The sequence below is a fragment of the Amycolatopsis sp. FDAARGOS 1241 genome, from assembly GCF_016889705.1.
GTDB lineage: Bacteria > Actinomycetota > Actinomycetes > Mycobacteriales > Pseudonocardiaceae > Amycolatopsis.
The window spans coordinates 7919862-7941171 of sequence record NZ_CP069526.1 but is presented as its reverse complement, the minus strand read 5'-3'; the positions used below and the strand labels follow the sequence as shown (position 1 = coordinate 7941171).

The following is a 21310-nucleotide window of genomic DNA, read 5'->3' as shown; positions in this document are numbered from 1 at the left end:
TGGATGCGCGCCGCGATCTCCCCCACGCGCAACGGTTTCCCGACCGTCCGCAGCGTGACGAAGACGCTGACGGCCGGCCGGGTCGAGCGGGATGCCGTCCCGCGCCATGGCGTGTTCGGTCAGCTGGCTGCGGTTGGGCGCGTTGCCCGGCAGCATCGGCCGTGGCAGCACCGCCGCCGGGTCGATCACGGCCGCGGCGGACCGCTACCTGCAAGCCGTGCTCGGCTGGTCCACCGACGCCCTGTCCGGTTGGCCGGAGGAGGGCCGCGCCACCTTCGGCCCGCTGCTGGACCGCTTCGTCGAGGACCTGACCGCCCGCCACGCCGATCTCGACGACTCCTGAGCGCCGCCGGCCCCGCCGAAGTTAAGCCCAGGTCACCGAGAAATCCCCGTAGCCCCGCGCAGCCGCCGCCCGGGCGGCTTCCTCCTCGGCCGCGGCGCGGTCGGCGCGGCGGAGCGGGTCGAAGGCCGTCAGCGTGAACCCCAGCCGCTTGCCCGAGCCGCGAGTGCGCCACACGCCCATGAGCTCGCCGTCCACGAGGAGGGCGCCCGGGCTGCCCAGGATCTTCCAGACCTCCTTGGCGCGCGCCTTGTCCGGCACCAGCACGGCCTTGTCCCGTGCCTGCGTGAAGGGGTCCAGCGGTGGCAGCAACCGCACCACCGACGGCGAAGGCGGGTTCTCCAGTGCGTCCACTTGGGACGAAGGCAGGAACGCCCGCCGCCCGGCCACGCGGACCTCGGTCAGCTCGGCCGGCCACGTACGGGTGACCACCGCCTTCGCCGTGCCGGCGAAGCCCGCCGCGTCGCCTGGGGTGGCGGGGCCGTTCACGGTCAGGTAGTCGCGCACCACCCGCGACGCGGCCGCCGCGTCCGGCGTGGTCCGCATGCGGCCGCGATCCTCCAGGGGCGCCAGCGTCGCCGGGGACTGGCCGGCCTCCAGGCGCACGCCGCCGGGGAGGGTGGCGACACGCATGAGCTGCTCCTGGATGTGCGTGGCGTTGCAGCCGCGGCACCAGCGTGAATACGCGTCGGGCAGCTCTCGCGTCACGGCGGCGCTCACGGCGCCCTTCGACATCGGCTTCGTCACGACCTTGCGGATCGCGCGAGCCGCGGTGAACAGGACTTCCGAGGCGGGCACGCCCGTCGCGCCGATTTCCTTCTTCTGCCACAGCATCCGGGCCAGCGCGTCGTCATCGTCGAGCGGCACGAGGGAAGCCACCAGTTCCGGCAGGTCCGCACGCCGGTGGAAGTGCGGCGCACCCCGGTGCGACCACACCAGGACCAGGCGAGGATCGTCCACAAGGGACGCCGGGTCCACCGGGGCGGCCGAGCGCGCGGCCAGAGCGAGCAACGCGGTGTCGCGCATGCTGTCCTGCAGGCCGAGGTCGAACAGCGACGACAGCACCGGATCAGCGGCGCTCCGGTGCAGCCCGTGCTGCGCGACCCGATACGCCATGACCTGCTTGCGCGACACCTCGAGCACAGCGGCCTCCTCAGCCCAGCCGGTAGTCGAACGTGTACGACACCGTCGGCTCGCCGAGCACCCCCGTCACCGTGCCCGCGCCGGCCAGCCCGGCGAGTTCGCCGGTCGCCGAACCGGGCACGACCTCGAACTTCGACCAGATGCCCTTCGGGTCGAACCCGCCTTCGTGGCGGACGACGAAGGTGCCGCGGCGGCCGTCGACCACGCCGTCGAAGCGCTCGAAGCTCGGGGACGTCGTGCCGCCGCCATCGTAGCCGTCACCCTCGTAGTACAGCAGGTAATCGCACATCGACTCACCTTCGATGACGCCGTGGTACTCCATCGTGGCGTGCGCGTAGGCCACGCGCGGCCCGCCCTCCTCGCCGCTCGCGAGGTGCTCGTCCCAGTTCTTCATGCTGAATTCGTTCATGCTGCCCACTCAACCGCCCATACCTGTCAGCTCGTGTCAGGTTTTCGGGGCATACTCGACTCGTGCGCGCTTCCCGACTCCTGACCGTGCTGCTCCTGCTGCAGAACCGCGGCCGGATGACGGCCGAAGAGCTGGCCGCGGAGCTGGAGGTCTCGGTGCGCACGGTTTACCGCGACATCGACGCGCTCTCGGCCTCCGGCGTCCCCGTGTACGCCGACCGCGGCCGCACCGGTGGTTACCAGCTGGTCGACGGCTACCGCACCCGCCTGACCGGGCTCACCGAGGAGGAAGCGCAGTCGCTGTCGCTCGCCGGGCTGCCGGTGGCCGCGGCGGAGCTGGGGCTCGGCACGGTGCTGGCCGCGGCGCAGCTCAAGCTGTACGCGGCGTTGCCGAAGGAGCTGCGCAGCCGCGCCGGCCGGGTCGCCGAGCGCTTCTACCTCGACGTGCCCGGCTGGCACCGCGGCATCGAGAGCCTGCCGGTGCTGTCCGCCGTGGCCGACGCCGTGTGGTCGGCCCACCGCATCCGCATCCGCTACGAACGCTGGGGACAGCAGGAGGTCGAGCGCGTGCTGGAGCCGCTCGGCCTGATCCTCAAGGCGGGCAACTGGTACCTCGCAGGCCGGTGCGAGGGGACCGATCGCACCTACCGGATTTCGCGCATCCGCGAACTGACGGACCTCGGCGAGCCGTTCGAGCGACCGGCCGACTTCGATCTCCCCGCCTACTGGCAGGAGTGGTCGGCGCAGTTCGAGCGCCGCATGTACCCGCGGCTCGCGACGGTGCGCCTGTCGCCGCGAGCGCAGGCTCTCGTACCGTTCTACGCGGGCAGCGTCGGCGCCCGGGCGTTGCGCGAGGCACTCGACCGCGGCGCGGAGCCCGACGACGAAGGCTGGCTCACGATCGGACTGCCGGTGGAGCCGGGCGAGCCGGCGATCGGCGAGCTGCTGCGGTTCGGGCCGCACGTGGAAGTGCTCGAGCCGCCGGACCTGCGGGCGCAGCTCGCGGAGGCGATCAGGGAGATGGGCGCGACGTATGACTGAACTGGACGGTGAACTGGACGCCGTGCTGGACGGAGTGCTGGACGGGGTGCGCATCGGTGTCACGGCCGAACGCCGCGCCGACGACCTCATCGGCGCCCTGCTCCGCCACGGCGCCGAGGTGCGCCACGCGCCCACGATCACCATCGTGCCGCTCGCCGAAGACCCGGAGCTCAAGCGCAGCACCGAAACCGTGCTCGCCGCGCCCGTCGGCTTCACCGCCGTCACGACCGGCGCTGGCTTCCGCGGCTGGGTCGACGCCGCCGACGGCTGGGGTCTCAAGGACGACCTGCTCACCGCCCTGCGGGCGTCGCGGATCTTCGCGCGCGGTCCGAAAGCCGTCGGGGCACTGCGGGGCCTGGGCCTGCGCGAGGACTACGCCGCACCCGACGAGAGCAACGCGGAGCTCTTCCAGGCCCTGGTCGACGCGGGCGTCGAGGGCGAGCGGGTCGCCGTCCAGCTGCACGGCGCGCCGCTCCCGGAGTTCACGAGCCGGCTCACCGGCGCCGAAGTCGTCACCGTCCAGCCCTACCGCTGGCTCTCGCCGCCGAACCCGCTGCCGGTGTTCTCGCTCGTCCACGACATCCTGTCGGCCGAGGTCGAGGCGGTGGTCTTCACCAGCGCCCCGGCCGCCGCCAACTTCCTGACGCTCGCCGGGGACCGCCGGGACGCGGTGGTCGCCGTCCTGCGGCGGGGTGCGATCAAGACGTTCTGCGTGGGCCCGGTGACCGCGGCACCCCTCGAGGCCGCGGGCATCCCGACCTGCCAACCCGAACGGCAACGGCTCGGTGCGCTGGTCAAGCTGGTCGTGGCCACCCTGGGTTAGGACGCCGCTGCCACGCGCTTGCGCTCCACGGCTTCCTCGCTCATGCCGTGGCTCCAGTAGCCCGTGAAGCAGATCGCCGCCTTGTCGAAACCGCGGTCGCGCACGAGGTGGCGGCGCGTGCGCTGCACCGCGTTCGCCTCACCCGACACCCCGCGTACGGCGCCCCGCCCGGCAGGTTCGCGACCCGCAGCGCGTCGAGCAGCGCCTCGCCGTGTGGCTGCGACCCGGTACAGCTCGACCGCGCCCGCGGTGTCGAACGTCTGCCGTTGCGCGCGGTCCGGGATTTCGACGTACACCGACGCCCGCGCCGACTTGGGGCAGCGCCTCCACGATCGCGCCGATCGCCGGCAGGGCCGTCTCGTCGCCGGCGAGCAGCTGCCAGTCCGAGCCGGGGGCACCTCGTAGAGGCGGTGCGGGCCGACGAACGCGACCGCGTCGCCGGCCGCCGCCCGCGCGGCCCACGACGACGCCGGGCCGACGTTGTCGTGCAGCACGAAGTCGACGTCGACCTCGTCGCGGTCGGGCCGCTGGGCGCGCACGGTGTAGGTGTGCATCGACGGCCGGACCTCGTCGGGCATCGCGAGGTAGGTCCGGTACCAGGACATCACGTCGCCGCCGCTCGACGGCGGCGGCAGCTGCGGCTCGTCCTGTCCCGCGAGCGGGACGAACACCTTGAGGTACGCGTCGGGGCCGAACCCTGCGGACGCGGCCGGCGTCGGGCTGTCGAAGGTGACCCTGGCCATGTGCGGGGTGACGCGCCGGACCGCGGTGACCCGGCCGCGGCGGGAAGTCGGCAATGCCGTTAGGTGCGGCCAACCTCACAGAGCGCGTTCCTCAAAGAGCCCGGGGGGACCATCGTCTTCCGGCGGCCCGTCCGGCTGCCACCGGTACTTCCGCAGGTTCACGCGCTGACCGTCGGCGAGCACCCCCTCCGCCCGCAGGCGTTCGAGCTGCTCGTGGACGAGGTGCGGGGCCGGCGTGCCGTCGGCGCGAAGGATCCGCTGCCACGGCAGGTCGTGCCCGTCCTCGGCGAGCACGCGCCCGACCAGGCGCGGAGAGGGCGCACCGGAGAGCGCCGCGATGTCACCGTACGTCGCGACGGTTCCCGCCGGCACGTCGCTGATGACGGCTCGGATCCGCTCGTGAAGTTCGTCGTCCACCCCAGCACTGTGCCGCATGACACCGACAGTTCCGACCGCCGGGCGCCAAGTGCGTGCCGGTGCGCCGCGCACCCGTGGCGGCGTGCTTCCATCATTGACGTGAACGGGCGGAGGACGGCACAGGGACAGGCGCGGCTGGTGCGCCCGCCCGCCGTCGCCGCACCCACGTTCACCTGGGACGCGGGCGCGCGCCGGGTGCTCTCGGCGCCCGCGGGGTTCCTCCGCGTGCTCGGTGGTCCGGGCACCGGGAAGACGACCTTGCTCGCCACCGCGGCCGCGCGCCGCATCGCCGAGGGCGCCGATCCGGAAAGCGTGCTCGTGCTCACCACTTCCCGCCGCTCGGCCGACGCGCTCCGTGCCGACATCACCCGCCGGCTCACGTCCGGTCCCGGACACGCCTCGCCGCTGCCGCGCACGGTGAGTGAGCCCCTGGTGCGGACGGTCCACTCGTACGCCTTTTCGCTGCTGCGGCTCGAAGCGCGCGCCGAGGAGCTGCCGCCGCCGCGCCTGCTGGCCGGGGCCGAGCAGGACGTAGTGGTGCGCGACCTGCTGCAGGGTGACCTGGAGGTCGGCGCGCCCGACTGGCCCGAGCAGCTGCGGCCGGCGCTGAACGTGCCCGGGTTCGCCGAGGAGCTGCGCGACCTGCTGATGCGCGCCGCCGAGCGCGGCCTCGGGCCCGAGGACCTCGTGGAGCTCGGCCACCGCAAGGACCGCGAGGAGTGGGTGGCGGCCGGGCACTTCTGGGCGCAGTACGAGGAGGTCACACAGCTGCAGGGCGCGGGCGGCAACGCGCTCGGTGTCCGCAGCGCGCCCGCGCTCGACGCTGCTGAGCTCGTCACGTCGGCGCTGCTCGCGTTCGAGGACGACGACGAGCTGCGCGAACGCGAGCGCGCCCGGGTGCGGCACCTGTTCGTCGACGACGCCCACCACCTCGACCCGTTGCAGGTCCAGCTGATCCGCCAGATCGGGCTGACCGCCGCCGAGTTCGTGGTGGCCGGCGACCCCGACCAGTCCGTGTTCTCCTTCCGCGGCGCCGATCCGCGGCTGTTCGCCGACGCGGACGACGACGGCGACCGCACGGTTGTGCTCACCACTTCGCACCGGCTCGCGCCCGCTGTGCGCGAGGCCGTGACCCGGCTGGGCGCGACGCTGCCGGGTGCGTCGGCGCACCGGAAACTCGTGTCAACACAAGGGAAACGCGGGGGCAAGGTGCGCGTGCGGCTCATGCCGACGCCCGCCGCCGAGGCGAGCTGGATCGCCGACCAGCTGCGGCGCGCGCACCTCGTCGACGGCGTGGCGTGGTCGGACATGGCCGTGCTCGTGCGCTCGCCGGCGCGGACTTTCCTGGTACTGCAACGCGCTTTGCGCGCGGCCGGCGTGCCGATCGGCTCCGCCACCCAGGAACTGCCGCTGGCCAAGCACTCCGCTGTGCGGCCGCTGCTGGCCGTGCTGCGGATCGCGGCGGAGCCGGAGCTGCTCGACGTCGACCTCGCGGAGATGCTGCTGTCGTCGGCTCTCGGCGGCGCGGATCCGCTGGCGCTGCGCCGGTTGCGCCGCGGGCTGCGGCGGCTGGAGCTCGCGGGTGGCGGCCAGCGCTCCAGCGACGAACTGCTCGTGGAAGCCCTGCGCGGCGGCGACATCCTGGCCGGGCTCGCCGAGGCCGAGGCCGGGCCGGTCCGGCGCGTCGGCAAGCTGCTGAGCGTCACGAACCGGGCCGTCATGCGTGGCGACGGCGTGGAGCAGGTGCTGTGGGAGCTGTGGGAGGCCAGCGGGCTGCAGGAGCGGCTGCTGCGGCTGGTCGACCGCGGCGGTTCACTCGGCGCGCAGGCCGACCGCGACCTCGACGCCGTGGTGGCGTTGTTCGACGCCGCGGGCCGCTACGTCGACCGGCTGCCGCGCGCGAGCGTCGCGGCGTTCGCCGACTACCTGTCGTCGCAGAACATCGCGGGCGACACGCTCGCGCCCGCCGCCATCCCGGGTGAAGGTGTTTCGCTGCTGACCGCCCACGCGGCCGCGGGTCGCGAGTGGACGGTCGTGGCCGTGGCGGGCGTGCAGGAGGGCGCGTGGCCGGACCTGCGGCTGCGCGGTTCGGTGCTGGGGGTGGAACGGCTCGTCGACGTGCTGTCCGGAGTAGACGATAACGACCGGGTGTCGGCCATCGCCCCGATCCTGGCCGAGGAGCGGCGGCTCTTCTACGTCGCCGCCGCTCGCGCGCGGCGGACACTGCTGGTCACGGCCGTCGCGGGGGAGGACGAGCAGCCGTCACGGTTCCTCGACGACCTGGAGGAGAACGGCGCCGACGACGGTGCCCTCGACTCCCGCATGAAGCCGCCCGGCCGGTCGCTGGTGCTGGCCGAGCTCGTGGGTGAGCTGCGCGAAGTCGTGTGCGACGACAAGGCGGACCCCGAACGGCGCGAACGCGCGGCCACGCAGCTCGCGCGGCTGGCCGACGCCGGCGTGCCCGGCGCGCACCCGAGCACGTGGTACGGGCTGCTGCCCTCGTCCACCGCCCGGCCGGTGCACGGCCCCGGCGATCTGATGCGGATCTCACCGTCCACAGTGGAAGTCCTGGTGAAGTGCCCGCTGCGCTGGCTCGTCGAGCGCCACGGCGGCAGCGATCCGGCGCAGCTCGCCGCCGTCACCGGCACGCTCGTGCACGGGCTCGCGCAAGCCGTCGCCGGTGGGCGCACCGATGAGCAGATCCAGGCCGCGCTCGACGAAGCCTGGGTGCGCGTCGACGCCGGGGCGCCGTGGTTTTCGCGGCGCGAGCGCAACCGCGTGGAGGCGATGCTGCAGAACTTCGTGCGGTGGCTGGAAGGCAGCCGCAAGGAGCTGATCGAGTCTGGGGTCGAGCAGGACATCGAGGTCGAGCTGCCGATGGGCGACGACGAGGTGCGGGTCATGCTGCGCGGCCGCGTCGACCGCGTCGAGCTCGACAAGGACGGCCGGCCGGTGATCGTCGACATCAAGACCGGCAAGGTGCCCGTGTCCGGCGCCGACGCGGAGCAGCACCCCCAGCTCGCCGCGTACCAGCTCGCCGTGCTGCTAGGTGCCATCGAGGGCAAGAACGCGCCCGGCGGCGCGCGGCTGGTGTACGTCGCGAAGTCCAACGCGAAGACCGGCGCGACCCAGCGCGACCAGCCGCCGCTCGACGAAGACGGCGGACGGCAGTGGCTGGACCTGGTGCGGTCGGCCGCGGCCGCCGCGGCCGGGCCCGGCTACGAAGCCCAGGAGAACCCGGACTGCGACCGCTGTCCCGCGCGGGGCTGCTGCCCCCTGCGGCCCGAGGGCCGGCAGGTGACCGGGCCGTGAGCTCGTTCCTCCTCGCGAACCCCGTGGAGCCCGCGGAGATCGCCGACGCACTGGGGCTGCACCGCCCGACGCCCGAACAGGCCACCGTGATCTCGTCGCCCGTCGAGCCGTCGCTGGTCGTCGCGGGCGCCGGCGCGGGCAAAACGGAGACGATGGCCGCGCGGGTGGTGTGGCTCGTCGCCAACGGGATCGTGAGCCCGGAACGCGTGCTGGGCCTCACGTTCACGCGCAAGGCCGCGCGCCAGCTCGGCGAGCGCGTGCGCGCCCGGCTGCGGCGGCTGGCCGGTTCGGGGCTGCTCGACAAGATCGATCCGACGGGCGGCCTGCGCGCGGTCGTCGTGGCCGGCGAGCCGACCGTGCTGACTTACCACGCGTACGCCGGGCGCCTGCTTTCCGAACACGGTCTGCGGCTGCCCGTGCAACCCGGCGTGCGGCTGCTGTCGGAGACGTCGTCGTGGCAGCTCGCCCACCGCGTGGTGTCCACTTGGGACGATGACCTCGACACCGACCGCGTGCCGTCGTCGGTCACGGCACAGTTGCTCGCGCTGGCCGGCGAGCTGGGTGAGCACCTCGTGTCCACGGACAAGCTCGCCGAGTACACGCAGTGGCTGTGCGACGTGATCGAGAACGCGCCGCGCGCGAAGGGGCAGCGGGCGTCCTTGCCGGTGAAGCTGCAGGAAGTCATGGCGGCGCAACGGTTCCGGCTCGCGCTGCTGCCGCTCGTCGAGGCGTACCACCGGCGCAAGCGCGCCGAGGGTGCACTGGACTTCGCCGACCAGATGTCGCTGGCCGCGCAATTGGCCGACGGGTATCCCGCCGTCGTCGCGGGCGAGCGCGAGCGCTACGGCGCCGTGCTGCTCGACGAGTACCAGGACACCGGCCACGCGCAACGCGTGCTGCTGCGGTCGCTGTTCGGGATGGGGGACCACGCGCCGATGCCGGTGACGGCCGTGGGCGACCCGGCGCAGGCGATCTACGGCTGGCGCGGCGCGTCCGCGGCGAACCTGCCGCGCTTCACCACGGACTTCCCGCGCCGCGGCGACGGGCAGCCGGCCCCCGCGCACGAATTCGGCCTGCTCACCAGCTTCCGCAACCCGCCGGAGATCCTGGCACTGGCCAACGCGATCGCCGAACCACTGCGGGCACGTGGGCTCGGCGTGCAACCGCTGCGGGCACGTGACGGCGCCGCGCCGGCGGACATCGCCGTGGCACTGCTGCCCGACGTCCGGGCCGAACGCGAGTGGGCGGCCGACGCCGTGGCCCGCCGCTGGCACGCCGAGAAGGACGAGTCCGGCAAACCGCCGACGGCCGCCGTGCTCGTGCGCCGCCGCGCGGATATGGCGCCGATCGCGGCGGAACTGCGGCTGCGCGGGCTGCCCGTGGAGGTCGTCGGCCTGGGCGGGCTGCTCGACGAGCCGGAGGTCGCGGACCTCGTCAGCACGCTGCGGGTGCTGGCCGACCCGCTCGCCGGCAGCGCGGCCGCGCGCCTGCTCACGGGCGCGCGGTGGCGGCTCGCCGCGGCCGACCTGGCGGCGTTGTGGCGCCGGGCGGGTGAGCTGTCGTCCCCGGTGCCGCAGGGTGAATCCACCGAAGAGCCGGTGCTCGTCACCGAACGCGCCGAGCAGGCCGGCCTGATCGACGCCGTCGACGAACCCGGTTCGCCCGAGCGGTACTCCGAAGACGGGTACCGGCGCATCCGGCGCATCGGTGCGGAGCTGGCCGCGTTGCGCCGCCGGCTCGACCAGTCGCTGCCCGAACTGGTGGCCGACGTCGAGCGCACCATGCTGCTGGACGTCGAATCACTGGCGCGTCCCGGTTCGGCGGGCCGCGCGCACCTGGACGCGTTCGCGGAGGTCGTGACCGACTACGCCGAGACCGCGCCGACGGCCACCCTGCTGTCCTTTGTGGACTACCTGAACACGGCCGCGCACGCCGAGGACGGCCTCACGCCGGGTGAGGTCGAGGTCGTGCCCGACCGCGTGCAGGTCCTGACCGTGCACTCCGCGAAGGGGCTGGAGTGGGAGGTCGTGGCCGTACCGCACCTGGTCGCCGAGGTGTTCCCGAGCAAGCGCCGGTCCTCGTCGTGGCTGCGCACGTCGACCTCGCTGCCCGCGATCCTGCGCGGTGACTCGGCGGACCTGCCGGAGCTGCGGATCGCCGCCGGGTTAGACCGCAAGGAGGTGCAGGAAGCGCTCGAACTGCACGAAGAGGGCTTCGCCGCGCGGGAAGCCGACGAGGAGCGGCGGCTGTGTTACGTCGCGCTCACCAGATCGGAACGCGCGCTGATCGTGTCCGGTCACTGGTGGAACGAAAGCAGCACGCGCGCCAAGGGCCCGTCGGTGTTCCTCACCGAGATCGCCGACGTGCTGCGCGAGGCCGAGCCGCCGATCGGCGTGCTCGACGCGTGGGCCGACGGACCCGCCGAGGACGAGGAGAACCCGCTCGTCGCCGACTCCCGCACGGCCCGCTGGCCCGTCGACCCGCTCGGCGACCGCCGCACGGGGGTGTCGAAGGGGGTCGAGCTGGTGTTCGCGGCGATGGCGGAGCTGGGGAAACAGCAGCCGACGCCCCAGCCGCCCCAGCCGCTGGACGAGCAGCCCGACCTGTTCAGCGTCGCCGCCGAGGACGACGACGTGCCGCTCCCCCCCGAACCCGACGAGTACGACGATTTCGCCGAGGAGCCGGACGAGCCCCCGGCCGAAGAGTACGAAGAGGACAGTGCCGGCAGTGCTGATGACGTCAACCCGGACGACCCCGACGGCTGGATCGCCGACACCGACGTGCTGCTCGCCGAACGCGCCCGCGCTCAGGCCACTGTGGACCGCGTGGTGCTGCCGGCCCAGCTGTCGGTGAGCCAGCTCGTGGAACTCGCGGCCGACGCCGACGCGCTCGCGCGTAAGCTGCGCCGGCCGCTTCCCTTACCGCCCAGCACGTTCGTGCGCCGCGGCACCGCGTTCCACTCGTGGCTCGAGCAGCGGTTCTCGGGCGAAGGGCTGCTGGACATCGACGACCTGCCGGGCGCGGCCGACCTCGGCGAGGCGCCGGACTCCGATTTCGCGGAACTGCAGGAGGCGTTCGAACGCAGCGAGTGGGCCGAGCGCGTGCCGCTGGCCGTGGAGGTGCCGTTCTCGGCCGACGTCGAGGGGATCACCGTGCGCGGCCGCATGGACGCCGTCTACGCCGATCCCGACGGCGGCTGGACGGTGGTGGACTGGAAGACCGGCTCCGTGCCTTCGGCCGAACGGCTGCCCGCCCTGGCCGTGCAGCTGGGCGCGTACCGCCTCGCATGGGCGGCGCTGAAGAACGTGCCGGTGGACCGCGTGCGCGCGGCGTTCCACTACGTGCGCCACGGTCATACCCTCAGCCCGGCGGACCTGCTCGACGCGGAAGGCCTGCGTGACCTGCTGCGCAACGTCCCCCGCGAATAGCGGGTCAAGCCCGGTCTCGGACCGCCGGCGCCCACCACACGAGCGGCGGCTGCCCGGGCGACCGCAGGGCACCGGCGCAGCCGAGCAGGCCCGCCGGCCAGTACGGGAGCCGGTGCGAGTCGGACAAGGGCCGCAGCCTGCCACAACGTGATCACCGCGACGGGTGTGCGGGCGTTGACCTTCGGCTATCCTCCCCGCTGTGAGTGACGCCGAACACCCGCGGGGAGCCGGTGCATGAAGGCCCTGAAACGGCTGCCCCTGAACGTCCGGCTGAGCGACCGTCCCGATCACGAGCTCGTCGGCGTGATCCGGATGCCGGAGCTCACCACGAGCCCGATGCGGGCGATCGTCAAGCGGATCATCGGCGCGCTGCTCGCGCTGCTGGCCGCGGTGCTGATCGTCTACGCCGACCGTGACGGCTACCGCGACGTCAACGGCGACGGGCTCTCGTTCCTCGACTCGATCTACTACGCCACGGTCTCGTTGTCCACGACCGGCTACGGCGACATCACGCCGGCCTCGGCGTCCGCGCGGCTGGTGAACATCCTCATCATCACGCCGCTGCGCGTGCTCTTCCTCATCGTCCTCGTCGGGACCACGCTGGAGGTGCTCACCGAGCGCTCCCGGCAGGCATTCAAGATCCAGAAGTGGAGGACGAAGGTGCGCGACCACACCGTCGTCGTCGGGTTCGGCACGAAGGGCCGCTCGGCCGTCAACGCGCTGCTCGGGGACGAAGAGGTGCAGCCCAGCCGCATCGTCGTCGTGGACACCGACCAGCAGGTGCTCGACGCGGCGAGCTCGATGGGGCTCGTGACCGTGCACGGCTCCGCCACCAGGGCCGACGTCCTGCGCGTGGCCGGCGTGCAGCACGCCAAGGCGGTGGTCGTGGCACCGAACCGCGACGACACGGCGGTGCTCGTCACGCTCACCGCGCGCGAGCTGGCGCCGAAGGCCCACATCGTCGCGTCGGTGCGGGAGGCCGAGAACGTCCACCTGCTCAAGCAGTCCGGTGCGAACCAGGTCGTGGTCTCGAGCGAGACGGCCGGGCGGCTGATGGGCATGGCGACCTCGGCCCCGCGCCTGGTCGACATGGTCGAGGACCTGATCACGCCGGAGTCGGGCCTCGCGATCGCCGAACGCCCCGCCGAGTCGTCCGAAGAGGGCGGCTCGCCGCGGCACCTGCCGGACATCGTGCTCGGCCTCGTCCGGGACGGCGTGCTCTACCGCGTCGACGCCCCGCAAGCCGACGCGATCGAGCCGGGGGACCGGTTGCTGTACGTCAAGAAAGTGACGCAGGTGGACAAGGTCGAGAACTGATCACACCGTGACGGCCGGTCGGCGGAGGGTTACCCCGCGGCCGGTACCTCACTGGGTTTTGCCCAGGGCATCTGGAACCATGGCGGCGTGAAGCTTCCCGACGTCACGAGCAAGACCTCCGTGCAGAGGTGGCTCCAGGTCGGCATTCCCGCCGCCGCCGGGGTGCTCGTGGTCGTGCTCGCGTGGCTTGCCGGCCCCGGCCTCTTCGGCATCGCCGGCGCCGACGCCGGCGCGCCGGTGCAGGCCCAGGTCACCAAGCCCGCCGAGTGCTCCGCGGCCGACCCGGTCGAATCCGTCAAGTTCACGCTCGGCGGCAAGCCTCGCGAAGGCACCCTCAACGGCTGTGGGCACGCTATGAACGAACGGGTCGAAGTCGGCGTCCCCGTCGACGCCGCCGACAGCGGCACCATCAGCGTCACCGCGGCCGACACCTCGGCCGGCTCGCAGGGCGCCCGCGGCCCGATCGCGCTGGTGCTGCTGGTCTTCGCGTGCTTCTCCGGCGGGATGTACGCGTTCCTCGTCATCCGCGGCTCGGGCAAGCTCGCCCTGCTGCACTGAGCCGCCGAGGGGGCAGCCGCACCCGTCAGCTGACCAGCGACGACGGCGCCGCGAACGTGTTGCAGTCCGCGATGCGGTTGGACTTCGCGCCCTGGCGCCACCAGTAGGCGTAGTGGGCGTTGGTGCCGTGGTCGTGGCTGTGGGACGTGTTGTCCCCGCGGGTTTCCTGGTCGTTCCAGGCCTTGTTGTACATGTCGCGGGTGATCGTGCCGCCCTGGTCGACGTGGGCGCCGAGGAACATGCCCGAGAAGCACTGGGCCTGCAATTCCTTGCGGCGCGACATCTCGAGGCCCTCGGCGCTGTTCTGGCCGGCCGCGTAGATCTTCTGCCACGCGGCGTCCATGATCCCGGCGACCTCCTGCACGTGGTGGCCGTACTCGTGGGCGAACAGCGCGAGGTAGACGCCCGGGTTGTTGCCGTACTGGTCGGTCTGCAGCCCGGCGAACGGGACGTACAGGTTGTTCTCGCAGTAGTAGGCCGCCGTCGCGATGCCGACCTGGATGGTGCCGCACGCGGTCTCGAAGCTCGGGCCCGTCGGGAAGTGCAGAGCGGGCGGGGTGAACGGCAGGTCGTAGGCCTCCAGGAACGGCCCCCACGCCGCGTCGAGGCACTTGCTGGCCGCGGTGAAGAACGCTTCGGCGCCCGACTGCGAGCTCTGCCAGGGCGGCAGGTCGCAGACGCGGTTCTGCAGTCCGGCGTTCGGGTCCTGAAGGATCGGGTGGTCGGCCAGCTTGAGGATCTTCCGCGGTCCCGCGGTGCTCGGCTCGGTGCTCGTCTCGGGCGCCGAAGACGCGGTGGACGACGAGCCGTTGTTCGGCGGCAGCTCCAGCGGGCTGGTCGGCGCGGGCGCCGGGTTGTTCTGGTAACCGGTGGCGCCGACGTCCGTGCTCGGCCGGTTCAGCGCGACGATCGCGACGACGCCGAGCACCAGCACCGTCACCGCGCCCAGCGCGAGCCCGATGATCGCGCCCGGCGAGCGCCGCGGCGGCTGCGGCGCGGGGTAGCGCTGCGGCGGATATTGGCTCATCCACGGGTTCTGCGGAGGCGGTCCCTGCGGCGGGGGCACCTGGGGCGGTCCCTGCCGGCCTGGTCCCGGTCCCGGGACCGGCGGCGGTTGAACGGTCCCGCGAGGCGGCACCTGGCCGTAGGGCGGTTGCGTCATCAGGGCGGTCCCGGAGGGTCTCGGCACGGGCCGGGCGGCCCCCGGCTTCGGTTCAGCATATCGGGGGAACGGGGGCCGCACGCACCACTCGTGCCCACGTGGTCACCCGACGCGGGTGTCACCCCAGGTCTGGCCCGGTTTGGGAGCCTCTGGAAGAGTGAGCGGCAGCAAGTGACGGGCCGTGACCACGAGGGGCTTCGATGACAGACACACCCGGCTCGCCGGGGCCCGGCGACGACGCGCCCACCCCGAGCCAGGGCTTCCCGCGTCCCGACCCGGCCGGCTCGTCCCCCGAAAACACCGGGAACACCGGTGGCAGCCCCGCTTCGGAGAGCCCGCAATCGCCTGGCACGCCGGAATCCGGTGCCCAGCATCCCGGTGGGCAGTGGCAATCCTCGGGAACTCCTGCTTCCGGTCCGCCCGGCTCTCCGGCGCCCGGAAGCCCGCAGCAGCCGGGTTCGCCGCAAGGCGCACCCGGTTACCAGCAGCCCGGCGCCCACTGGCAGTCCCCCGCCGGCGGTGCCCAGCGGCCCGGCTCGCAGTGGCAGTCTCCCGGTGGCTACCAGCAATCCCAGCCGGTGCCGCAGTACCCCGCCGGCCCGTACGGCGCCGGCCCCGGGTGGAACCCGCACGGCCTGGGCAAACCCGGCGTGATCTCATTGCGCCCGCTCAACGTCGGCGACATCCTCGACGGCGCGATCACCGCCATCCGCCGCTACCCGGTGCTGATCCTCGGCATGTCGGCGGTCGTCGCGGTGCTCGTGGCGGGGCTGAACCTCTTGGTGGCGCTGGTGATCAGCCCCGACCTCAACCGCGTCGCGGCGCTTGGCCCGGCCGCCACCCAGCAGGAGCAGCTCGACGCGTTGTACTCGCTGCTGGGTTCCACCGCGCTGAGCCTCATCCCGACGCTGATCATCACGCTGCTCGGCCAGACGTTCCTCACCGGCTTCCTCACCGTGGTGATGGGCAAGGCCGTGCTCGGGCGCCCCGTCGACTTCCGCTCGGCCTGGAGCGAGGCCGCGCCGCGGCTGCTGCCGCTGCTCGCGGTGACGGTCCTGTACGGGCTGGCCACCGCGGTCGCCGCGATCTTCTGCTTGCTGCCCGCCGTGATCCCGTACGTGTTCTGGTCGCTCGCGAGCCCCGCGCTGGTCCTCGAGCGTGGCACGATCCGCCAGGCGTTCGGGCGCTCGCGCACGCTGGTGTCGGGCGCGTTTTGGCGTGTGCTGGGCATCCTGCTGCTCGCCGCGGTGATCGGCTGGCTGATCTCGGCGATCATCGGCATCCCGTTCGACCTCGGCTCGGGCGCGTTCTCGGGCCTGTTCGACCCGCAGGCGCAGGTCCCTCAGCAGACCACCGGCGGGCTGGTGCTCCAGTCGGTGGGCACGGTGATCGCGTCGACGATCGTCACGCCGTTCACCGCGCTCGTCACGGTGGTCCTCTACATCGACCAGCGCATGCGGCGCGAGGGCATGGACATCGAATTGGCCAGGGCCGCGGGCCTCAACCCCCCGCCGGCACCGCCGCGGACGGCGTGGTGACGGTCCTCTTCCTCACCGACGTCCCGGTCGACATCGACCGGGACCCCGCTCGCCTGCGGGCGATCGAGGAGCTGAGCAACCCCGCGTACGCGGACGCGCGGCCGAGTGTGCTGCAGCAGCTCGCGACGTGGCTCGGCGAGAAGTTCAGCGAACTGCTCAGCAGCCTGTCCGGTGTTCCCGGGGGACCGCTGGGACTGCTGCTGATCCTCGCGCTGGTGATCGTGCTGATCGTGGTGGTGCGCCTGCGCGTCGGGAAGGTCGGGCGCGCGGCGCAGGCCGCCCGGCAGCTCTTCTCGGGCCGCCGCCGCAGCGCCGACGAGTACCGCAAGGCCGCCGAACAGGCCGCGGCGCGCGGGCAGTTCGCCGACGCCGTGCGTGAACGCTTCCGTGCGCTCGTCCGCGGACTGGAGGAACGGGCGTTGCTCGACGCCCGCTCGGGCCGCACGGCCGACGAAGCCGCCGCGGAAGCCGGGGCGCTGCTGCCCAACCTCGCCACCGACCTCGCGGCCGGCGCCCGGCAGTTCGACGACGTGCACTACGGCGGACGGCCCGGCACCGAAGCCGCGTACCGGGCACTGACGGACCTCGACGACCGGGTCCGCCGCGAGCGCCCGGTGCTGGTGGGCGCGTGAGCACCACCACGTCGGTTTCCCCTGATCTGCGGCGCATCTGGCGCGGCGCGCGGGTGCCGCTCGGGCTCCTGCTGCTGATCGTGCTCGTCGCGCTGGCGCTCGTGCTCAGCCGCGGCGGCCAGCTGAACGGCGACCTCGAACCCGGGTCCTACGAACCGAGGGGCAGCCACGCGCTCGCGCACCTGCTGCAGGAAGAAGGCGTGGACGTCCGCCCCGTGCACACGATCGCCGAAGCGCTGCAGCAGGCCGACGGCGGCACGCTCGTGGTCACCGCGCCCGAACGCGTTCCGGACAACGGTTTGCCGGACCTGCGCCGCCGCGTCGCGCACCTCGTGCTCGTGGCCCCGGACGCGAAGGCACTGTCCACAGTGGTCCCGACCGTCACGACCGCCGGCACCACCGACGTCCGGACGCTGGCGCCCGGGTGCACAGTGGGAGCCGCGGTCGGCGCGGGCACCGCGACGCTCGGCGGCATGCTCTTCCGCACGGACGACTCCGAAGCGCGCCAGTGCTACCGCGACGGCCGGAACCCGACGCTCGTGCAGTTCGCCGACCGCACGGGCACCGTCACGCTGCTGGGCACCGGCGCGCCGTTGACCAACGACCGCCTCGCCGACGACGGCAACGCGGCGCTCGGGCTGCGGCTGCTCGGTGATCACCAGCGGCTCGTCTGGTACGTGCCGTCGCCGAACGACCCCGCGCTCGGCGACGGGCAGAAATCCTTCTACGAGGTCATCCCGTCGGGCTGGCGCTACGGTGCGTTCACGGCCGGGATCGCCGTGGTGCTGTTCGCGTTGTGGCGGGCGCGGCGGCTCGGCCCGGTGGTGAACGAACCGCTGCCGGTGCTGGTGCGGGCGGCGGAGACGGCGGAGGGCCGCGCGCGCCTGTACCGCCGGGGTGGGGCGGCCGGGCACGCGGCCGAGACGTTGCGCGAAGCGGCCCGCACGCGGCTGCGCACGAGACTGGGCTTGCCGCGCGAAGCCGAAGCGGCGGCGGTCGTCGAGGCGGTGAGCGCGCGCACGGGCCGTCCGGCGGCCGAAGTCGGCGGCGTGCTCTACGGGTCGCCGCCGGAGGACGACGCCGGGCTGGTCCGGCTCGCGGACGAACTGGACACTGTGGAACGAGAGGTGGAGCGGTCTTGAGCACCGAACAGACGCAGGCGCCTGCGGAGGCGAACGCCGCCCGGTCGGCGCTGATCGCCCTGCGCGCCGAGGTCGGCAAGGCCGTGGTGGGCAATGACGCGGCCGTCACCGGGCTCATCCTGGCGCTGCTCTGCCGCGGGCACGTGCTGCTGGAGGGTGTGCCGGGCGTCGCGAAGACGTTGCTGGTGCGGGCTTTGGCGGCGGCGCTGGACTTGAAGACGACGCGCGTGCAGTTCACGCCCGACCTGATGCCCGGCGACGTCACGGGTTCGCTCGTGTACGACGCGCACAGCGGCGAGTTCTCGTTCCGCGAGGGCCCGGTGTTCACGAACCTGCTGCTGGCCGACGAGATCAACCGCACGCCGCCGAAGACGCAGTCGTCGCTGCTGGAGGCGATGGAGGAGCGGCAGGTGTCGGTGGACGGGCGGCCGCGGCCGCTGCCCGACCCGTTCGTGGTGATCGCGACGCAGAACCCGGTGGAGTACGAGGGGACCTACCCGCTGCCGGAGGCGCAGCTCGACCGGTTCCTGCTCAAGCTGACCATGCCGGCACCCTCGCGCGAGGACGAGATCGGCATCCTCTGGCGCCACGCGCAGGGTTTCGACCCGCGCGACCTCGCGGCCGCGGGCCTCCGCCCGGTCGCGGGCGCGGCGCAGCTGGAGACGGCGCGCCAGGCGGTGGCGCGGGTGACCATCGGGCCCGAGGTCATCGGCTACGTCGTGGACCTGTGCCGCGCGACGCGCGAGCTGCCGGCCGTCCGGCTGGGCGTTTCTCCCCGTGGCGCAACGGGTCTGCTCGCTGTGACACGCGCGTGGGCCTGGCTCGCGGGCCGCGACTACGCGACACCGGACGACGTGAAGGCGCTGGCCCGACCGGCGCTCCGGCACCGCCTCGACGTGCGGCCGGAGGCCGAGCTCGAAGGCGTGACGGCCGACGGGGTCCTCGACCGGGTGCTGGCCTCCGTGCCGGTGCCGCGCTGAGGGGTGGCGCTCACCGGGCGGCTCGGGCTGCTGGCGCTGATGGGGGCGCTGGTGGTCGGGCTGCTGTTCCCGTCCACCGCCGGCGTGCTCGGTGTCGTCGCGGTGCTGCTTGTGCTGGTGGCCGTCGACGTGGCGCTGGCCGGCAGCGTCCGCGCGTTGCGATTTTCCCGCAGTGGCACCACTTCCGTGCGGCTCGGTGAGCCGGCCGAGGTCATGCTGACCGTCACGAACCCGGGCCGGCGCACCGTGCGAGGGCTGCTGCGCGACGCGTGGCCGCCGAGTGCCGGTGCCGCCGACCGGCACCGCGTGGTCGTCCCGGCGGGGGAGCGGCGCGCCGTCACCACCGCCATGCTCCCCACCCGACGCGGTGACCGGCGGGCGTTCCGCGTGACCGTGCGCGCCGTCGGCCCCCTCGGTTTGGCGGCGCGGCAGGGTTCGCACGAGGTGCCGTGGTCGGTGCGGGTGCTGCCGCCGTTCCACAGCCGCAAGCACCTGCCCTCGCGGCTCGCGCGGCTGCAGCAGCTCGACGGCCGCAGCGCCGCGATGATCCGCGGCCAGGGCACCGAATTCGACTCGCTGCGCGAATACGTCGTGGGCGACGACGTGCGCTCCATCGACTGGCGCGCCACCGCCCGCGCGGCCGACGTGATGGTTCGCACCTGGCGCCCCGAACGCGACCGCCACGTGGTGCTGGTCCTCGACACGGGCCGCGTCTCCGCCGGCCGCGTCGGCGACGCGCCCCGGCTCGACGCGGCCATGGACGCCGCGCTGCTGCTCGCTGCCTTGGCCTCCCGCGCGGGCGACCGCGTCGACCTGCTCGCGTACGACCGCCAGGTGCGGGCCGCGGTCCCGAGCTCACCGGCGTTGCTGCCGGCCTTGGTGAACGCCCTGGCGCCGCTCGAGCCCTCGCTGGTCGAGACTGACGCGCGCGGCATGGTCGCCGAGGTCCTGCGGCGCACCCGCCGCCGCGCTCTCGTGGTCCTGCTGACCGGCCTCGACCCGGCGCCGCTGGAGGAGGGGCTGTTCCCCGTGCTGACGTCGCTGACCTCGCGGCACCACGTCATCGTCGCTTCTGTGGCCGATCCCCGCGTCGCCGAAATGGCTGCTGCCCGCGGCGACGCCGAGTCCGTCTACGACGCGGCCGCGGCGGAACGGACGCTCGCCGAACGGGCTTCCGCCACCGCCCGCCTGTCCCGCCGCGGGGTCGACGTGGTGGACGCCGTACCGGAAGACCTGCCCCCGGCGCTGGCCGACCGCTACCTCGCGCTGAAAGCTGCCGGGCGGCTGTAGGGGAAGGCCTAACCCGCTTCGGGCAGCGCGTCGCCGGCGTAGCGCCGATCCAGATCGCCGAGTTCGCCGTCGCGGGCGGCGCGGCGGCCGAGTGTGAAGACGTAGGTCAGGAACAGCAGTTCGACGACCACACCGATGCCGATGCGCACCCACGTCGGCCAGCCCGACGGTGTCACGAACGCCTCGATCACACCCGACACCAGCAGCACGCACGCCAGTCCCAGCGCGATCACCACCACGGACCGGCCCTGCTCGGCCAGCGCGGCGCTGCGGGAACGCCGGCCGGGGTCGAGCACGGTCCAGCCGAGCTTCAGCCCCGTGCCGGCCGCGATGAAGACGGCCGTGAGCTCCAGCAAGCCGTGGGGCAGCAGCAGGCCGAGCAGCACGTCGCCGCGCCCGGCCGAGGACATGAGGCCGATGGCGATGCCGGCGTTGAGCGAGTTGAGCCACAGCGCGCTGATCACGGGCAGCCCGAGCGCGACGCCGAGGAACAGGCACGTCGCCGCGACCCACGCGTTGTTCGTCCACACCTTGGCGGCGAACGAGCCCGCCGGGCCGGTCGAGTAGTACGTCTCGTACTGGCCGCCGGGGGCTGTCAGCGCCTTGACCTCGTCGGGGGGGATCAGCGAAGCGCGCACCGAGTCGTCGCCCGCGATCCACACGCCGAGCACTGCCATCAGCGCTACCGACACCAGCGCGGCCGGGATCCACCAGCGCCGGCTCAGGTAGACGGCGGCCGGGAACCGGCGGGTGAAGAACAGGGCCACCTCGCGCCACGCGGGGCTGTGCGAACCCGTCACCGCGGACCGGGCCCGCGCCACGAGCGCCGACAGCCGGGCCAACAGCGCCGGGTCGGGCGCCGTCGAGCGGATGATCGACAGGTGCGTGGCCGTGCGCTGGTAGAGCGTCACGAGCTCGTCGGTTTCGGCGCCGGACAGCTTCCGCTGCCGCACGAGCTCACCGAGCCGCGCCCACTCCGCGCCGTGCGCCGCCACGAAGACGTCGACGTCCACCCGATCACCTCCTGGAACCCCAG

The 21310-nt window shown here is 73.3% G+C and carries 18 protein-coding genes and 2 pseudogenes; 12 read left to right on the top strand and 8 right to left on the bottom strand.

The window, feature by feature from the left end; all coding sequences use genetic code 11:
• Positions 1-91 precede the first annotated feature (91 nt).
• Positions 92-343, top strand: coding sequence for a hypothetical protein (locus I6J71_RS38490; RefSeq protein WP_204091350.1), 252 nt, complete (start codon positions 92-94; stop codon positions 341-343).
• A gap of 21 nt (positions 344-364) precedes the next feature.
• Here I6J71_RS38490 and I6J71_RS38485 read toward each other — a convergent pair whose 3' ends face one another.
• Positions 365-1483, bottom strand: coding sequence for a DNA glycosylase AlkZ-like family protein (locus I6J71_RS38485; protein WP_204091349.1), 1119 nt, complete (start codon positions 1481-1483; stop codon positions 365-367).
• 10 nt (positions 1484-1493) lie between these two features.
• The gene (locus tag I6J71_RS38480; RefSeq protein WP_204091348.1) at positions 1494-1892 is read right to left on the bottom strand and encodes a DUF3224 domain-containing protein; all 399 of its coding nucleotides are present in this window, start codon (positions 1890-1892) and stop codon (positions 1494-1496) included.
• A 62-nt stretch (positions 1893-1954) separates the two neighbouring features.
• On the opposite strand from I6J71_RS38480, the gene I6J71_RS38475 reads away from it, so the two are divergent.
• Both I6J71_RS38475 and I6J71_RS38470 read left to right on the top strand, forming a co-directional pair.
• Positions 1955-2932 carry a YafY family protein gene (locus I6J71_RS38475; RefSeq protein WP_204091347.1) on the top strand — a complete coding sequence of 326 codons (978 nt, stop codon included), beginning with the start codon at positions 1955-1957 and terminating at the stop codon, positions 2930-2932.
• Positions 2925-3755: a uroporphyrinogen-III synthase gene (locus tag I6J71_RS38470; protein ID WP_204091346.1), complete on the top strand. Its 831-nt coding sequence runs from the start codon at positions 2925-2927 to the stop codon at positions 3753-3755. Before I6J71_RS38475 ends, I6J71_RS38470 begins: the two co-directional genes overlap by 8 nt.
• Here the strand turns inward: I6J71_RS38470 and I6J71_RS50045 are convergent.
• The 4 genes and pseudogenes from I6J71_RS50045 to I6J71_RS38460 form a co-directional block, all read right to left on the bottom strand.
• Entirely contained in the window at positions 3752-4051 is a 300-nt protein-coding gene (locus I6J71_RS50045) for an SIP domain-containing protein (protein WP_255570917.1), read from the bottom strand. The genes I6J71_RS38470 and I6J71_RS50045 overlap by 4 nt on opposite strands.
• A gap of 55 nt (positions 4052-4106) precedes the next feature.
• Positions 4107-4217: pseudogene (locus tag I6J71_RS50040) on the bottom strand (hypothetical protein); the annotation flags it as partial.
• Positions 4218-4225: 8 nt separating this feature from the next.
• A pseudogene (locus I6J71_RS50035) lies at positions 4226-4498 on the bottom strand (siderophore-interacting protein); the annotation flags it as partial.
• Positions 4499-4573: 75 nt separating this feature from the next.
• Entirely contained in the window at positions 4574-4915 is a 342-nt protein-coding gene (locus I6J71_RS38460) for an MGMT family protein (RefSeq protein ID WP_204091345.1), read from the bottom strand.
• Positions 4916-5053: 138 nt separating this feature from the next.
• Between I6J71_RS38460 and I6J71_RS38455 the strand changes: the two genes are divergently transcribed.
• The 4 genes from I6J71_RS38455 to I6J71_RS38440 all read left to right on the top strand — a co-directional run bounded on the left by I6J71_RS38455 (position 5054) and on the right by I6J71_RS38440 (position 13530).
• On the top strand, positions 5054-8227 hold the full coding sequence (locus I6J71_RS38455; protein ID WP_204097446.1) for an ATP-dependent DNA helicase: 3174 nt from the start codon (positions 5054-5056) through the stop codon (positions 8225-8227).
• On the top strand, positions 8224-11655 hold the full coding sequence (locus tag I6J71_RS38450) for an ATP-dependent DNA helicase (RefSeq protein WP_204091344.1): 3432 nt from the start codon (positions 8224-8226) through the stop codon (positions 11653-11655). The genes I6J71_RS38455 and I6J71_RS38450 overlap by 4 nt, the downstream gene beginning before the upstream one ends.
• A gap of 234 nt (positions 11656-11889) precedes the next feature.
• Positions 11890-12972, top strand: a complete 1083-nt coding sequence (locus I6J71_RS38445) for a TrkA family potassium uptake protein (protein ID WP_204091343.1) — start codon at positions 11890-11892, stop codon at positions 12970-12972.
• Positions 12973-13059: 87 nt separating this feature from the next.
• Positions 13060-13530 (top strand): hypothetical protein, encoded by a 471-nt coding sequence (locus tag I6J71_RS38440; RefSeq protein ID WP_239154153.1) that lies wholly within the window; start codon positions 13060-13062, stop codon positions 13528-13530.
• A gap of 25 nt (positions 13531-13555) precedes the next feature.
• Here the strand turns inward: I6J71_RS38440 and I6J71_RS38435 are convergent, their stop codons facing one another.
• Positions 13556-14557, bottom strand: a complete 1002-nt coding sequence (locus I6J71_RS38435) for a neutral zinc metallopeptidase (RefSeq protein ID WP_204091342.1) — start codon at positions 14555-14557, stop codon at positions 13556-13558.
• Between the two features lie 335 nt (positions 14558-14892).
• Here I6J71_RS38435 and I6J71_RS38430 point away from each other — a divergent pair, with 335 nt between their 5' ends.
• The 5 genes from I6J71_RS38430 to I6J71_RS38410 are packed head-to-tail and all read left to right on the top strand — an operon-like array spanning position 14893 to position 20274.
• Positions 14893-16230, top strand: coding sequence for a hypothetical protein (locus I6J71_RS38430; RefSeq protein WP_204091341.1), 1338 nt, complete (start codon positions 14893-14895; stop codon positions 16228-16230).
• On the top strand, positions 16227-16862 hold the full coding sequence (locus tag I6J71_RS38425; RefSeq protein ID WP_204091340.1) for a DUF4129 domain-containing protein: 636 nt from the start codon (positions 16227-16229) through the stop codon (positions 16860-16862). The genes I6J71_RS38430 and I6J71_RS38425 overlap by 4 nt, the downstream gene beginning before the upstream one ends.
• Positions 16859-18004 carry a DUF4350 domain-containing protein gene (locus I6J71_RS38420; protein WP_204091339.1) on the top strand — a complete coding sequence of 382 codons (1146 nt, stop codon included), beginning with the start codon at positions 16859-16861 and terminating at the stop codon, positions 18002-18004. The genes I6J71_RS38425 and I6J71_RS38420 overlap by 4 nt, the downstream gene beginning before the upstream one ends.
• Positions 18001-18984 carry a MoxR family ATPase gene (locus tag I6J71_RS38415; protein ID WP_204091338.1) on the top strand — a complete coding sequence of 328 codons (984 nt, stop codon included), beginning with the start codon at positions 18001-18003 and terminating at the stop codon, positions 18982-18984. Before I6J71_RS38420 ends, I6J71_RS38415 begins: the two co-directional genes overlap by 4 nt.
• Before the next feature lie 3 nt (positions 18985-18987).
• Entirely contained in the window at positions 18988-20274 is a 1287-nt protein-coding gene (locus I6J71_RS38410; protein ID WP_204091337.1) for a DUF58 domain-containing protein, read from the top strand.
• Between the two features lie 8 nt (positions 20275-20282).
• On the opposite strand, the gene I6J71_RS38405 is transcribed toward I6J71_RS38410, so the two are convergent.
• Positions 20283-21287: a stage II sporulation protein M gene (locus tag I6J71_RS38405; protein ID WP_204091336.1), complete on the bottom strand. Its 1005-nt coding sequence runs from the start codon at positions 21285-21287 to the stop codon at positions 20283-20285.
• Between the last annotated feature and the right edge of the window lie 23 nt (positions 21288-21310).

What these genes read in the sequence shown, in the direction of transcription:
- I6J71_RS38490 (WP_204091350.1), top strand. Translation starts at nt 92, where the DNA reads ATGCCGTCCCGCGCCATGGCGTGTTCGGTCAGCTGGCTGCGGTTGGGC.
- I6J71_RS38445 (WP_204091343.1), top strand. Translation starts at nt 11,890, where the DNA reads ATGAAGGCCCTGAAACGGCTGCCCCTGAACGTCCGGCTGAGCGACCGT.
- I6J71_RS38480 (WP_204091348.1), bottom strand. Translation starts at nt 1,892, where the DNA reads ATGAACGAATTCAGCATGAAGAACTGGGACGAGCACCTCGCGAGCGGC.
- I6J71_RS38430 (WP_204091341.1), top strand. Translation starts at nt 14,893, where the DNA reads ATGACAGACACACCCGGCTCGCCGGGGCCCGGCGACGACGCGCCCACC.
- I6J71_RS38435 (WP_204091342.1), bottom strand. Translation starts at nt 14,557, where the DNA reads ATGAGCCAATATCCGCCGCAGCGCTACCCCGCGCCGCAGCCGCCGCGG.
- I6J71_RS38470 (WP_204091346.1), top strand. Translation starts at nt 2,925, where the DNA reads ATGACTGAACTGGACGGTGAACTGGACGCCGTGCTGGACGGAGTGCTG.